Source organism: Pseudomonas sp. D1-36 (genome assembly GCF_051132205.1).
Taxonomy (GTDB): domain Bacteria; phylum Pseudomonadota; class Gammaproteobacteria; order Pseudomonadales; family Pseudomonadaceae; genus Aquipseudomonas.
Window position 1 is genome coordinate 2,182,130 of the sequence record NZ_CP071674.1, and the last position, 13,053, is coordinate 2,195,182.

Consider the following 13,053-nt stretch of genomic DNA (forward strand, 5'->3'; position numbering starts at 1 on the left):
GCGCGTCAGCTGCGCGCCTGCTCCTTCTCGTTTCGGTGATGGTCCGGCCAGCTGTCGACCGGGTGCGCGCGGTCCTCGTTGAACATTTCCGTGAGCAGCGCATTGGCGCGGCGGTAGGCGTCGTGCCGGAACTTGAGGTCGTCTTCCGGCTGGGCGACGATTTCTTCTAGCATCTGCAGGTTGAGACGACGGAACTGGTCGGCGCGTTCGCGCGCCTCGTATGCGCCGACACCCATCTGCACCAGCGCGCGTCGACCCAATGACAGCGCGCTTTCAAAGGTCTCCCGCTCGGCGCTTTCCACGCCCAACTGCCGCAGGGTGATCAGGTGCGCCATGTCCCGCGCCCGCACGATCAGTTTCAATCCGGGGAAGTGTTCCTGGGCCATTCGGGTCAGCGTCAGGTTGTCCTGCTGATCGTCTATCGCATTGATCAGCACCATCGCCTGGGCCGCGCCGGCGGCGTGGAGCAGATCGAGGCGCGTGGCGTCGCCGTAGAACACTTTTACGCCAAACTTGCGCAGCGTCTCGATGTTGTCGGGGTCATGGTCGAGAACCACCACCTCAACGCCGCAGGACATCAGCAAGCGACCGGCGATCTGCCCGAAACGACCGAAGCCGGCAATGATCACCCTTGGATTCTGCTGGTCGACGAGATCGGATTGCTGGTTGTCCTTTTTGGTGGCCGATTCCACGCGGTCCAGCAGCAGGATCAGCAAGGGCGTCAGGCACATGGACAGGGCGACCGCCAGCGTCAGGCTTTTGCCCCACTGGTCGGTGAGGATGCCGGCCAACGTTGCAGCGCCGAACACCACGAACGCGAATTCACTGCCCTGGCCGAGCAGCACCGCTTGCCAGGAGCGCTGGCCGGCGGGCACGTTCAGGAAGCGGCTGACGGTCTTGATCACCAGCAGTTTGATCAGGATGAAACCCAGGGTCAGGGTGATGACCTTCAGCGGTGCGTTGATCAGCGTGCCGAAATCGATCGACATGCCCACGCCGATAAAGAACAGCCCCAGCAGCAGGCCCTTGAACGGCTCGATGTCGCTTTCCAGGGCGTGGCGGTATTCGGAGCTTGCCAACAGCACGCCGGCGAGGAACGCGCCCATGGCCATCGACAGGCCGGCCTCTTCGAGAAGAAAGCCGAAACCGAACACCAGAAAGAGCGCCACCGCACTGAAAATCTCCCGCAGGCCCGAGCGCGCGGCGAAGCGCAGCAGCGGTCGCGTTACGTAGCGCCCCAGCAGCACGACGACGCTGATGGCGGCGACAATTTTGACGATCGACAGCGCCAAGGCCATGCCTGACGGGGTTTGGCCGTGGGCCGACAACAACGGGATCATGGCGACCAGGGGAATGGCCGCGATGTCCTGGAACAACAGCACCGCAAAGCTGCTGCGCCCGACGGCGGTGGCGGTCAGGTTGCGTTCGCTCATCGCCTGCATGGCGATGGCGGTTGAGGACAGGCTCAACGTCAGGCCGACCAGCAGCGCCGCCGTCCAATTCAGCCCCAGGGCCGCGCAGAACGCGGCGATTGCACCGCCGCAGGCCAGCATCTGCAGGGCGCCGCCGCCGAACACCATCCTGCGCAGCGCCCACAACCGCTTGGGGTCGAGCTCTAGACCAATGATGAACAGCATCAGGACGACGCCGATTTCGGCGAACTCCAAAATAGCTTTTACATCGGTGATGAGCTTGAGGCCCCACGGGCCGATCACGCAACCGGCCAGCAGGTAACCCAGCACCGGGCCCAGGCCGAAGCGCACGGCAATCGGCACGATCAGCGTCGCCGAGGCCAGGTAGATAAGCATCTCGATCAGGCTGTGCGTCTGCATTTCAATCTTCCTTCCAAGCGGCCAGGCGTGCGCCGTAGTGTTCGATTTGTGCCCGTTGAGTGTCGGACTCGGCGGCGTAGGCGCCGTGCACGGCGACCGGCTCGAGCCAGCGCATGTGGCAATAGAGCGCCGTGGCATGGAGCGGCTGGGCCAGCGCGGAAAAGTCCGGGTACGCGCCGATCTGGAAATGCTCCCGTTCGCCACCCGTGCTCACGGCCCACAACAGGCGCTTACCGTTGAGGGCCGTGGCGCCTTTGCCATAGGCCCAGCCATGGGTGAACACTTTATCGATCCACAATTTCAAGAGAGGCGGCATGCCGTACCAGTACATCGGGTGCTGGAGGACAATCAGGTCAGCCTGCTCGGCAGCGCGCTGTTCGGCCTCGACGTCGATGTTGAAGTCTGGGTAAAGCTCGTAGAGAGACCGTATGACCACATCTGGGTTGTCGGACGCGCGCTTGAGCATCTGTTGGTTGACCCGCGATTGGTCGGGGTAGGGATGGGCGTAAACGATCAGGATCATCGGGGCGGTTCCGCGCGACAGGGCCAGGTCAAAAGGCCGGACATCCTACCGAGTAAGGCACGTGTTGTTTAGGACATTGTTCGCCGCAATGCCGTGCCGAGGTCAATTGAGCGGCAGCGAGACCCTGACCTCGAGGCCACCGTCCCTGCGGTTCCTGAGCATCAGCGTTCCGCCATGCTCCAGTACCGTCGCCCGTGCCGCCGACAGGCCCAGGCCGACGCCGCCGGTGGTCTTATTGCGCGAGCCTTCGATGCGAAAGAACGGCGCGAACACTTGCTCCTGATATTGGAGCGCGATGCCCGGCCCGCGATCGACGATGCGGATCTCGACGCAGTCGGCGAAGGACTTCAACCGCACGCCCGGTTCGCTGCCGTATTTCGCCGCGTTGTCGATCAGGTTGCTCAGCGCGCGCTTGATCCCGATGGGCCGGCCGACATACACGAACCGCTGGGCGCCTTCGAAGGACACTTCGGTGCCAGCGTCCCGGAAATCGTCGACGACGGTGTGCAGCAGTTCCGCCAGGTCGAACGCCGTGGCGTGTTCCAGGCGCGCTTCGTCGCGGAAGAATTCCAAGGCGGCGTTGACCATCGCCTGCATCTCGTCGACGTCCCGGAACAACCTCGATTGCTGTTCGGGGTCCTCTATGAATTCGCCGCGCAGGCGCATGCGGGTCAGGGGGGCTCGCAAGTCGTGGGAGATGGCGGCGAGCATCTGCGTGCGGTCCTGGACGAAGTGCTTGAGCTGGGCCTGCATGGCGTTGAACGCCAGGATCGCCTGGCGGATTTCGAAGGGACCTACGACCGGGATCGGCGGTGCCCGGAAGTCCACGCCAAAGCGTCGGGCGCCCTCGGCAAAGCGCTCCAGCGGTGTGGCGAGGTGTCGCGTGGCGATCAGGGCGACGATCAGTGTCGACAGCATGATCAGTGCGATGATGATCAGGTTGCGGGCCCATTCTCCCAGGCCCCAGCTGCGCGAGGTCACAGAGACGGTTACCCAGGAGCGATCGGACAGTTCGATGATTACGGCGTAGCGCCTGGCGGGGTCATCGGCTGGCCAGTCTCCTGGTTCGTAGGCGTCGATCCGTGCGTCGGGCCTGCCCAACTGCCGATGCAGGGATGCCGAGCCTTCGCTGAACTCCGGGTCGTCGATCACCGGTAGCCGCGCATCTTCATAGCGCCGCAGCCACTGGACGCTGAACGCCTCGTCACTGGCCGCCACGGCAATGTCGGGTCGTTGTGCGGGCTTGACCGAATCAATGATGCGGGTAATCGCAGCGGCCTTTTCCATCAGGCCGGTTTCCATCAGGGGAGGGCGCGCCCAGGCGCCGGCCAACAGGCTGAACAGCTCGTTGAGCGCCAGCAACGTCAGCATCGCCACCATTGTGGTCAGCGCGATCCAGCGTGCCACGGTGTCCCGTGGTCGATGGACCTTCGTGGGCCCGGTGGTCATCGCTTCACCACGTGGGGACTGAACAGGTAGCCACTGTTGCGAACGGTGCGGATCATCGACGGACCGGTGACGTCGTTTTCCAATTTGCGCCGCAAACGGCTGACCTGGACATCGATGCTTCGGTCAAACGCATCGAAGGTCTCGCCACGGGCCAGGTCGAGCAGTTGCTGGCGGGTGAGCACCCGGCGTGGATGTTCGGCGAAGACCAGCAGTAATTCGAATTCCCCGGTAGACAGCGGAATCATGACCTTGTCGGGCGAGCGCAATTCGCGACGGGTGACGTCCAGTTGCCAACCTTCGAACTCCAGGGTCGGCCGGGCGAGGTCGCTCGGGCTGCCCCTGGCTTCGCCGGTGCGCCGCAGGACGGCGCGCACCCGGGCCAGCAATTCTCGGGCATCGAAGGGCTTGGTGAGGTAGTCGTCGGCGCCCATTTCCAGGCCGACGACACGGTCGCTCAATTCGCCCATGGCGGTGAGCATGATGATCCCGACCCGGTGCTCGTTGCGCAGGCGCTGGCACAGCACCAGCCCATTGTCGCCCGGCAACATCACGTCGAGGATGATCAGGTCTGGCTGCCGGCGCTCCACCGCTTGCCACAGGGCGTTGCCGTCGGCGGCGACTTCGACGCTATAGCCATGTTGCTCAAGGAATTTGCGCAGCAGGGCGAGGACTTCGAGGTCATCGTCCACCAGTAACAAGTGGCTCACGGTGGTCACGTCGGGCAATGAATACGGGGTGCAATACTAGGGTCAATCCGGGCCTGCGTCATTTATTTCAATCCGGAAACAAAGCTGCCGGCGGGCAATATTCCGGAAATCTGCGGGCAAGAAAACGGCGGCAGGATGGGGTCGATGTCGGTCTCTCCAAATAGTCAGTTCCACCCAGAACCCGTGGCGAGGGAGCTTGCTCCCGCTGGGTCGCGAAGCGGCCCCAAAACAGCGGTGAGCGCTTCGCACTAAGGCGCGAGCAAGCGCCCTCGCCACGGGTTTGGTGTTTGGCTTTTAACCGGCATAGGCACCCCTCCATTCCTCCCCGAGATAGCCCCGCATGTCGATCCTCAAACCCGCGCCGCTGTTTGTCCGATCCACCGTCATCGTCGCGCTGGCGGTACTCGCCAGCGGCTGCAGCAGTACGCCAACCGCCAAGCCGGGCAGTTGCGAAAGTGTTCCCTATGCGGTGCACGATCCGGCCGAACCGGTGAACCGCGGCATCTTCGCCTTCAACCGTACCGTGGACGATTACGCCCTGGCCCCCGTCGCCCGTGGGTATCGCAAACTGCCGGACATGTTCCAGGCTGGCGTACACAACTTCGTCGCCAACTTCGGTGAGCCCAAGGTGTTCATCAACGATTTGCTGCAAGGCAATGGACAGCGTTCGGTCACGACTCTTGGGCGCTTCGTCATCAACACCACCGTGGGCATCGTCGGGCTGATCGACGTGTCGGGCAAGATGGGCATCGCGCGTCATGAATCGGATTTCGGCCAGACGTTTGGCGTCTGGAATATCGCCCCCGGACCGATCGTGGAATTGCCGCTGCTGGGCACTGCCAACCTGAGGGACGCGACCGGCAAGGTGGTGAGCTTCGTCGTGGACCCTTTCGGCGACAACAGCGATACCGTCCAGACCCTGGGTACGATCAAGACCGTGGGCGGCGTCGTCGATGGACGCGCGCAGGCGCTGCCGCTCACCGACCAGTTGCAGGCGCGACCGGACTATTACGTGGCGCTGCGCGACGCCATCGCGCAACGACGTGCTGATTTCGTCGCGGATGGCAAACTGGGCGCCGTCCAGGACGAGCCGCAATGCCCGGAACGCGGTGGCGCCGATGAATAGCCAGGCGCTGGTCCTGCATCGGCGGGTGAAGACCATTGACCAAGGCTCGCTGCATTGCCGCGAGCTCGAACTGCGGCTTGCCGAGGACGGCCAGCACGTACTGCTCAGCCGCTACGTCGAATGGTACGACCCGCAGCAACCGGGCCTGTGTGCAGCCCAGCACTATCGGGTGCCGTTGGCGAGCATGATTCGTTGGATGATCAACAATGGCGAGCGGGGCAGCGGGCCGTGACGATGGGCGATCTCCCCGGCGTGTAACCATGTCGGGGAGTTGAAACATTTTTACATACTTCCGGCTTAATTATGGTTGTACGATGTCGTACGAAATATGGTCGACTGTTTCCGTTCCTCACAAAAAAAATAACGGAGATTCCATCCATGTCGAGCATTCCCTCCGCAGAAGGCCAGGCCGTGGCCCCCGCGCAGAGCCGCTTCGTACGCCTCTTGAAGCTACTTGGCCCCGGTATCATCGCGGTACTGTCATGGCTGGGCGCTGGCGATCTCATCACATCTTCCGTGGCCGGCGCGAACTACGGCTACGCAATGATGTGGGTGCTGGCGGTGTCCTTGCTGCTCCGATACCTGATCGTCAACATCATTGCCCGCTTCCAGCTGTGCAATAACCAGGGCATGACCATCCTGCAGGGTTACGCCCAGCTCAATCCGTTTTTCGCCTGGTTCATGCTGGTGTATGCGCTGCTCATGGGGCACCTGATGAACGCCTACATGATCAAGGGCGCCGGCGAGGCCTTGGCGATGCTGCTCAAGACCGACTACCCGCTGCTGTGTTCGGTGGCGGTGGTGTTGGCGGTGTGGATGCTCGTCGGGCGCAATATCTACTCGATGATCGAGGGCGTGATGAAAGTGTTGCTGGCGATCATGACCCTGGCGTTCCTCGCCTTGGCGGTCATGTCCGGCCCGGATGTCGCCGGGATCGTCAAAGGCACCATCGGCTTCAGCATTCCACCCGATGAAGGCGTGCACGGTGCGCTGCTGGTGGCGGTGTCGGTGATTGGCGCGGTGGCGGGTTCCATCGCCAACTTCGTCCACCCTTATGTCATGCGCCAGAAAGGCTGGGTTGGCCCTGAGCACAAGCGCATCCAGCGCAACGACCTGTTGTTTGCGGTGTTTGTCGGGATCGTCATCAACCTGGCGATCTGGATCGTCGGCGCCGAGATCCTGCGGCCTAATGGCATCGAGGTGAAAACCCTGGGCGACCTGGGCAAGGCCCTGGAAATGTTCTTCGGCTCGATCGGTTGGTATGTGTTCTTCGTCGGTGTGTTCGCCACGCTGTTCGCGAGCATTTCCGGCAAGACCACGGCATTCCCGATGCTGATCACCGATGCCTTCCAGCACGTGCGTCCTGAGCGTCGCGAGCGCTATGGCAAGGAGTTCCACCGCGACCCGATGCACAAGTGGTTCATGCTGTTCATCCTCGTCACGCCGCTGATCTGGTCGCTGCCGGGCATGCCAGACTTCGTGACCCTGACCATCGGTGTCAACGCGCTGAACATCGTCGGCCTGCCAGTGATCTCCCTGGGCCTGCTGATCATGTCCAACCAGAAGTCGCTGCTGGGCAAGGAATACCGCAACAACCTGTTCGAGAACATCGCGCTGGTGTTCGCGACCGGCCTGGCGTTGTGGGTGGCGTTCCAACTGGGCGTCGATCTGTTTGCCTGAGCCCTGGGCATTCATCTCTGGAAGGGGCTGCTAGACTTCATGGTCCAGTCCCTTTCGGAGAATCCCAATGAACAACAAGAACAGGATTTGCCTCTGGTACGACGGCACCGCGCAGGACGCAGCTGAGTTCTACGCAAGCACGTTTCCCGACAGCGCGGTGAACGCGATCCACCATGCGCCGGGCGATTATCCGGCGGGCGAGCAGGGCGATGTCATCACGGTGGATTTCACGGTGATCGGCATTCCCTGCATCGGCTTGAATGGCGGCGCGATGTTCAAGCACAACGAAGCCTTCTCCTTCCAGGTCGCAACCGATGACCAGGCCGAGACGGATCGCCTCTGGAACGCGATCATCGACAACGGCGGCCAGGCGAGCGCTTGCGGCTGGTGCAAGGACAAGTGGGGTGTGTCGTGGCAGATCAGCCCCCGGGTTCTGGTCGAGGCGATCACCAGCGCCGACAAAGCCGCCGCCAAGCGCGCCTTCGAAGCCATGATGAACATGACCAAGATCGACATCGCGGCGATCGAGGCGGCGGTGAAGGGGTAGTCAGCTTGCGGTTCCGGGCAACCTGGCAATCACCTTGATCTCGAACTGGAAACCATACAGCCATGTCACACCCACCGCTGTCAGCGTTGGGTGCGGCGCGTGGCCCCAGAATTCGGGCACCACGCTCCAGACCCGTTCGAATATCGATTCGGGATCAACCATGAAGACCGTGACGTCGATCACGTCGTCAAAGCTGCAATCGGCGGCGGCGAGTATGGCCGCAAGATTGGTGAAGGCGCGGCGCACCTGGTCTTCCAGCACGGGCTCGGGCGAGCCGTCCTCGCGGCTGCCGACCTGTCCGGATACGAACAGCAAACCATTGGAGCGAATCGCCGGCGAATAGCGGTTGCGCTCGTAAAGCGCCTGGCGTCCGGGCGGGAAAACAACGTCTCGGGTGGTCATGGGAATCTCTCCATCAATGGCCGAAAGCGGCCGGAACTCAACGATGAAGTCACTCTAGGGGCTTGTGCCCGGGCGATAAACGAGCAACCTTGGCGATCACTGTTTGTAGAAACCAAACAATCCGAGGCAGGAAATGAACCGTTTCGATGCGATGCAGGCGTTCGTGCGTGTGGTGGAGTCGGGCAGTTTCACCAAGGCCGCCGAGACGCTGCACATGAGCAAGACCACCGTGACCCAGCTGGTGCAACAGCTCGAAGCGCGGCTGCGAGTCAAGTTGCTCAACCGCACGACACGCAAGGTCAACGTCACGGCGGACGGCGCGGCCTTCTATGAGCGTGCGATTCGCCTGTTGGCGGACCTGGACGACGCCGAGACCAGCTTGTCCGGCGCCCAGGCCCTGCCGCGCGGGCGGCTGCGGGTGGATGTGCCGAGCCCGCTGGCGGCGCTGATCCTGATACCGGCGCTGCCGGAGTTCTACGAGCGTTACCCCGACATCCAGATCGACATGGGCGTCAGCGACCGCATCGTTGACATAATCGACGAAAACGTCGATTGCGTGGTTCGCGGCGGCGAACTGAAGGACCAATCGCTGATCGCCCGACGCGTCGGCGACCTGGCCCTTGGGGTCTTCGCCGCGCCAAGCTACCTGGCGCGTCTGGGTACCCCGGTCCATCCGCGTGAGCTGGAGGATTCCCAACATCGCGTCGTCGGTTTCCTGTGGGCACGCACCGGCAAGGCCTTGCCCTATGCCATGCACCGACAGGACGAGCACCTGCGCATCAAGGGGCGTTACGCCCTGGCGATCGACGATGGCAACGCCTACCTGGCCGCCGGCCTGGCGGGGCTGGGGGTGCTCTGGTTGCCCATCTATATGTCGCGGACTCACCAGGCGCAGGGGACGTTGGTCCCGTTGTTCGAAGATTGGCGCCTGGAGTCGATGCCGATGTACGTGGCCTACCCGCCGAACCGGCACATCAGTGCCAAGCTGCGGGTGTTCATTGACTGGGTGATGGAGCTGATGGCGCAGCATGCGCCTATCCTTGATCGGCAGGCGTCATGACATTTTTCTCGATCGCAGAGGATAACAGCGATGGAACGATTCACCGGCGGTTGCCTGTGCGGCAACGTTCGTCTTGAAGCGTCTGGCCGTCCATACCGGGTCGGCCTTTGCCACTGCCTGGATTGCCGCAAGCATCACGGTGCACTGTTTTTTGCGGCGGCGGTGTTCCCCGAGGACGCCGTCACCGTCACGGGCGAGCCCCGGGATTATGCCGGGCGCTTCTTCTGCCCCAATTGCGGCTCGTCGCTGTTCGCCCGCAGCGGCGACGAGATCGAAGTGCACCTCGGCACGCTCGATACTCCCGACCAACTGACGCCCACCTACGAATGCTGGACCGTGCGCCGCGAGTCCTGGCTGCCGGCGTTCCCGCTGGCGCGGCGGTATCAGCATGATCGCGGGGGCAGCGGGCGGACAGAGGAGTAGGCGGTTACTCGAACCCGACAATCGCCTTGATCTCCAGATACTCCTCGAACCCATGGACCCCATATTCGCGCCCGTTGCCCGAGCGCTTGTAACCGCCGAACGGGGCCATGGGGTTCCAGGTCGGATAGTTCAGCAGCACTTGCCCGGCACGGATGCGCTTGGCCACGGCGCGTACCTGGTCAAGGTCGCGGCCCTGAACGTGCGCGCCCAGCCCGTAGACGGTGTCGTTGGCGATGGCGACGGCTTCGTCCAGCGTGTCGTACGGGATGATGCACAGCACCGGGCCGAAGATTTCTTCCTGGGCGATGCGCATGCCGTTGTCGACTTGCGAGAACACGGTTGGCCGGGTGTAGAAGCCTTTGGTGAAACCGTCGACGCGTCCCGGCCCACCGCAAATCAGCTTGGCCCCTTCCTCCAGGCCCGCTTCGATCATCGCCTGCACGCGCTTGAACTGGGCCTGGTTGGCAATCGGGCCGAGCACGGTGTCTTCCGACCGTGGGTCACCGACGATGATGGCATTGGCCGTGGCGGCCGCCAGTGCCTCGACTTCCGCCAGGCGGTTCCTGGGTACGATCATCCGCGTCGGCGCGCTGCAGGACTGGCCGACATTGCGCAACGCCGACATCACGCCGGGCGGCACGGCCTTGGCGAAGTCGGCGTCGGGCAGAAACACGTTTGGCGACTTGCCGCCCAGCTCTTGGGTGACCCGCTTGACCGTGGGGGCGGCGGCTTGGGCCACCAGGGCGCCGGCGCGATTGGAGCCGGTGATGGAAATCATGTCGATGTCGGGGTGCGCCGCCATGGCCGCGCCGACCTCGGCACCGCCGCCGTTGACCAGGTTGAACACGCCTGCCGGCAGGCCGGCGTCATGCACCAGTTCGGCGAACAGCAGGGCGCTCAAAGGCGACAGTTCGCTGGGCTTGAGCACCACGGTGCAACCGGCGGCGATCGCCGGGGCGACCTTGGCGGTGATCTGATAGAGCGGCCAGTTCCACGGCGTGATCAAACCGCAGACGCCGATGGGTTCGCGCACGATGGCGGTGCCGTTCTCGATTTTCTGAAATGCATAAGTGGACAGCACATCGCGCGCCACACGAACGTGTTCGGCCGCCAGCGGCACTTGCATGGATCGGGCGAAACCGATTGCCGCGCCCATTTCCAGGCACAGCACCTGGGCCAGCGCTTCCTTGCGTTCGAGCATCAGTTCATGGATCTTCCCGAGGATTCGGGCGCGATCCGCCACTGCGGTCGCGGCCCAGCCGGGCATCGCCGCCTTTGCCGCCGCGACGGCGCGGTCAACGTCGTCGGATGATCCTTGGGCAACCTCGGCGAGCACCTCTTCGGTGGCCGGATTGACGACTGCCAGCGTCGTCCCCCGGGTCGGCGATTGCCAATGACCGTCGATGTAGAACTGCCCGGTATTTTGCGGAATATATGAGGGTTTGGTCATCCATCAGGCTCCCATAGAGCGGTGATGACACTGCCGGCAGCAGGTCGTGGTTGCATGCCGATAAACTACCAAAGCGGCCCTGGCGGGTTGTGCCGTTGTTTGGCTCGGCAAAGAACAATCTGCTGAATATGCCGGGCTGACTTTGCAAAAACGTAGCGAAGGCGCTTCGCAGGCCCGACGCTACCGAGGCGTCGCCCGCAGCCGCAAAAGTGCCGGGGCCCGGCGGGCGGTGCACAGTGTTTTGAGTTGCTGGCGCAACCAGCGCAAATCGTGCCGCCGTGGCGTCGGCAAGCGCCTGGGTCTGGTCCGGCCGACGAGCTCGGTAAAGGTCTGGACGAATGAGGCCGGGTCACCGATGCCCTTGAGCTTGCGCTGTAGTTTTCCGTCTTTATAGAACAGCACGGTGGGCGTGCCGGTGACTTCCGGGTGCCGAGGCGATTGATCGGTGCTCAGTTTGTAGATCACGGCCCGATTCTCGAAGGTCTCGGCAACCTTGCAGAACAGCAGGTCGGCCATGCCGCAGGCGTAGCAGTGCGGATGGCCGAAATAAAAGACCACCGGGCGCCAGGTCTTGAGCGCCGTGCGGTAGTCCTTTTGAGTGCTGACGTGAGTGATGAGCGAGCTCATGGCGGCTTCCCTGTGTCGAGACGTGCCCAGGACCATAAGCAACACGTTCCGGCGACGCTACTGTCAGAGTTGACAGGTGGCGGCCCCGTTTCGGTGCGATGGGTGTATTGCGCCCCCGATAGGCTTCGTAATGGGGCCTTGTTACCCAGGGGCCGTAGCCATCGGTAGCAGCCGCGAGCGGGTCATGGTTGCGCCGCCCGATCCGCTGGATTTCTATCTTCCTGATTTCATTGACGTTCCATTTTTCACTCCACCGCATCGAAAGGCTGTGGCACACTTTCTGCTGTCTATTCCGTTGTTACATACCACATTCCGGTATAGCGGAATAAACTCACCCTGGAGTGCTTGCCATGCAACGCCGACCTTCCTTGTTCAAAGCGTGTGTTTTTCTCTTCGCGGCCACGACGGCCGCCATGGGTGTCGCCCAGGCGGCCGACAGCAAGCTGGACAGCGTGCTGCAACGCGGAAAATTGATCGTGGGCACGGGCAGCACCAATGCGCCGTGGCACTTCCAAGGAGCGGATGGCAAGTTGCAGGGGTTTGATATCGACATCGCGCGGATGGTCGCCAAGGGGCTGTTCAATGACCCGGAAAAAGTCGAGTTCGTGGTGCAATCATCCGATGCGCGGATTCCCAACCTGCTGACCGACAAGGTCGACATGAGCTGCCAGTTCATCACCGTCACCGCCAGCCGCGCCCAGCAAGTGGCGTTTACGCTGCCGTACTACCGCGAAGGGGTGGGCCTGCTGTTGCCGGCCAACAGCAAGTACAAGGAAATCGAGGACCTCAAGGCCGCCGATGACGACGTCACCGTGGCGGTGCTGCAAAACGTCTACGCCGAAGAACTGGTCCACCAGGCGCTGCCCAAGGCCAAGGTCGACCAATACGACAGCGTCGACCTGATGTACCAGGCGGTGAACTCCGGCCGCGCCGATGCCGCCGCCACCGACCAATCCTCGGTCAAGTACCTGATGGTGCAGAACCCCGGTCGCTACCGCAGCCCGGCCTACGCCTGGAGCCCGCAAACCTACGCCTGCGCGGTCAAGCGCGGCGACCAGGACTGGCTGAACTTCGTCAACACCACCCTGCACGAGGCCATGACCGGTGTGGAATTCCCCACCTATGCGGCGTCGTTCAAGCAGTGGTTCGGCGTTGAGTTGCCGTCTCCGGCGATCGGTTTCCCTGTTGAATTCAAATGACCCTGTGAGCCCGGGGCGCCCCTCGCGG

The 13,053-nt window shown here is 62.9% G+C and carries 14 protein-coding genes; 7 read left to right on the forward strand and 7 right to left on the reverse strand.

All coding sequences use genetic code 11. The features are described from left to right. Positions 1 to 5: 5 nt before the first annotated feature. The 4 genes from kefC to J3P76_RS09910 form a co-directional block, all read right to left on the reverse strand. Complete coding sequence (gene kefC, locus J3P76_RS09895; protein ID WP_434559519.1) at positions 6 to 1,832, reverse strand: glutathione-regulated potassium-efflux system protein KefC; 1,827 nt, start codon at positions 1,830 to 1,832, stop codon at positions 6 to 8. A 1-nt stretch (position 1,833) separates the two neighbouring features. Further along, positions 1,834 to 2,355, reverse strand: a complete 522-nt coding sequence (gene kefF, locus J3P76_RS09900) for a glutathione-regulated potassium-efflux system oxidoreductase KefF (protein ID WP_434559517.1) — start codon at positions 2,353 to 2,355, stop codon at positions 1,834 to 1,836. Between the two features lie 102 nt (positions 2,356 to 2,457). Continuing rightward, positions 2,458 to 3,804, reverse strand: a complete 1,347-nt coding sequence (locus J3P76_RS09905) for a sensor histidine kinase (protein ID WP_434701793.1) — start codon at positions 3,802 to 3,804, stop codon at positions 2,458 to 2,460. Then, complete coding sequence (locus J3P76_RS09910) at positions 3,801 to 4,511, reverse strand: response regulator (protein ID WP_434701794.1); 711 nt, start codon at positions 4,509 to 4,511, stop codon at positions 3,801 to 3,803. The genes J3P76_RS09905 and J3P76_RS09910 overlap by 4 nt, the downstream gene beginning before the upstream one ends. Positions 4,512 to 4,851: 340 nt before the next feature. On the opposite strand from J3P76_RS09910, the gene J3P76_RS09915 reads away from it, so the two are divergent. The 4 genes from J3P76_RS09915 (at position 4,852) to J3P76_RS09930 (ending at position 7,864) form a co-directional block, all read left to right on the forward strand. Then, complete coding sequence (locus J3P76_RS09915; protein ID WP_434648063.1) at positions 4,852 to 5,637, forward strand: MlaA family lipoprotein; 786 nt, start codon at positions 4,852 to 4,854, stop codon at positions 5,635 to 5,637. Beyond that, positions 5,630 to 5,869: a hypothetical protein gene (locus tag J3P76_RS09920; protein WP_434559513.1), complete on the forward strand. Its 240-nt coding sequence runs from the start codon at positions 5,630 to 5,632 to the stop codon at positions 5,867 to 5,869. The genes J3P76_RS09915 and J3P76_RS09920 overlap by 8 nt, the downstream gene beginning before the upstream one ends. A gap of 146 nt (positions 5,870 to 6,015) precedes the next feature. Beyond that, a complete protein-coding gene (locus J3P76_RS09925; RefSeq protein ID WP_420763534.1) occupies positions 6,016 to 7,317 on the forward strand; it encodes an Nramp family divalent metal transporter in 1,302 nt (433 codons plus the stop codon). 67 nt (positions 7,318 to 7,384) lie between these two features. After that, a complete protein-coding gene (locus J3P76_RS09930; RefSeq protein WP_420763535.1) occupies positions 7,385 to 7,864 on the forward strand; it encodes a VOC family protein in 480 nt (159 codons plus the stop codon). On the opposite strand, the gene J3P76_RS09935 is transcribed toward J3P76_RS09930, so the two are convergent. Continuing rightward, the gene (locus J3P76_RS09935; RefSeq protein ID WP_434606465.1) at positions 7,865 to 8,266 is read right to left on the reverse strand and encodes a RidA family protein; all 402 of its coding nucleotides are present in this window, start codon (positions 8,264 to 8,266) and stop codon (positions 7,865 to 7,867) included. Positions 8,267 to 8,399: 133 nt separating this feature from the next. Between J3P76_RS09935 and J3P76_RS09940 the strand changes: the two genes are divergently transcribed. Continuing rightward, positions 8,400 to 9,326: a LysR substrate-binding domain-containing protein gene (locus tag J3P76_RS09940; protein WP_434606463.1), complete on the forward strand. Its 927-nt coding sequence runs from the start codon at positions 8,400 to 8,402 to the stop codon at positions 9,324 to 9,326. Between the two features lie 30 nt (positions 9,327 to 9,356). Beyond that, positions 9,357 to 9,749 carry a GFA family protein gene (locus J3P76_RS09945; protein ID WP_434648052.1) on the forward strand — a complete coding sequence of 131 codons (393 nt, stop codon included), beginning with the start codon at positions 9,357 to 9,359 and terminating at the stop codon, positions 9,747 to 9,749. Between the two features lie 4 nt (positions 9,750 to 9,753). Here J3P76_RS09945 and J3P76_RS09950 read toward each other — a convergent pair whose 3' ends face one another. Further along, positions 9,754 to 11,199 (reverse strand): aldehyde dehydrogenase family protein, encoded by a 1,446-nt coding sequence (locus J3P76_RS09950; protein ID WP_434606458.1) that lies wholly within the window; start codon positions 11,197 to 11,199, stop codon positions 9,754 to 9,756. A 180-nt stretch (positions 11,200 to 11,379) separates the two neighbouring features. Then, positions 11,380 to 11,826: a thioredoxin family protein gene (locus tag J3P76_RS09955; protein ID WP_434701795.1), complete on the reverse strand. Its 447-nt coding sequence runs from the start codon at positions 11,824 to 11,826 to the stop codon at positions 11,380 to 11,382. A gap of 350 nt (positions 11,827 to 12,176) precedes the next feature. Here J3P76_RS09955 and J3P76_RS09960 point away from each other — a divergent pair, with 350 nt between their 5' ends. Next, positions 12,177 to 13,025, forward strand: a complete 849-nt coding sequence (locus J3P76_RS09960) for a transporter substrate-binding domain-containing protein (RefSeq protein ID WP_420763542.1) — start codon at positions 12,177 to 12,179, stop codon at positions 13,023 to 13,025. The last annotated feature ends 28 nt before the right edge of the window (positions 13,026 to 13,053 follow it).

What these genes read in the sequence shown, in the direction of transcription:
- J3P76_RS09925 (WP_420763534.1), top strand. Translation starts at nt 6,016, where the DNA reads ATGTCGAGCATTCCCTCCGCAGAAGGCCAGGCCGTGGCCCCCGCGCAG.
- J3P76_RS09905 (WP_434701793.1), bottom strand. Translation starts at nt 3,804, where the DNA reads ATGACCACCGGGCCCACGAAGGTCCATCGACCACGGGACACCGTGGCA.
- J3P76_RS09920 (WP_434559513.1), top strand. Translation starts at nt 5,630, where the DNA reads ATGAATAGCCAGGCGCTGGTCCTGCATCGGCGGGTGAAGACCATTGAC.
- J3P76_RS09950 (WP_434606458.1), bottom strand. Translation starts at nt 11,199, where the DNA reads ATGACCAAACCCTCATATATTCCGCAAAATACCGGGCAGTTCTACATC.
- J3P76_RS09935 (WP_434606465.1), bottom strand. Translation starts at nt 8,266, where the DNA reads ATGACCACCCGAGACGTTGTTTTCCCGCCCGGACGCCAGGCGCTTTAC.
- J3P76_RS09960 (WP_420763542.1), top strand. Translation starts at nt 12,177, where the DNA reads ATGCAACGCCGACCTTCCTTGTTCAAAGCGTGTGTTTTTCTCTTCGCG.
- J3P76_RS09915 (WP_434648063.1), top strand. Translation starts at nt 4,852, where the DNA reads ATGTCGATCCTCAAACCCGCGCCGCTGTTTGTCCGATCCACCGTCATC.
- J3P76_RS09930 (WP_420763535.1), top strand. Translation starts at nt 7,385, where the DNA reads ATGAACAACAAGAACAGGATTTGCCTCTGGTACGACGGCACCGCGCAG.
- J3P76_RS09940 (WP_434606463.1), top strand. Translation starts at nt 8,400, where the DNA reads ATGAACCGTTTCGATGCGATGCAGGCGTTCGTGCGTGTGGTGGAGTCG.
- kefC (WP_434559519.1), bottom strand. Translation starts at nt 1,832, where the DNA reads ATGCAGACGCACAGCCTGATCGAGATGCTTATCTACCTGGCCTCGGCG.
- J3P76_RS09955 (WP_434701795.1), bottom strand. Translation starts at nt 11,826, where the DNA reads ATGAGCTCGCTCATCACTCACGTCAGCACTCAAAAGGACTACCGCACG.
- kefF (WP_434559517.1), bottom strand. Translation starts at nt 2,355, where the DNA reads ATGATCCTGATCGTTTACGCCCATCCCTACCCCGACCAATCGCGGGTC.
- J3P76_RS09945 (WP_434648052.1), top strand. Translation starts at nt 9,357, where the DNA reads ATGGAACGATTCACCGGCGGTTGCCTGTGCGGCAACGTTCGTCTTGAA.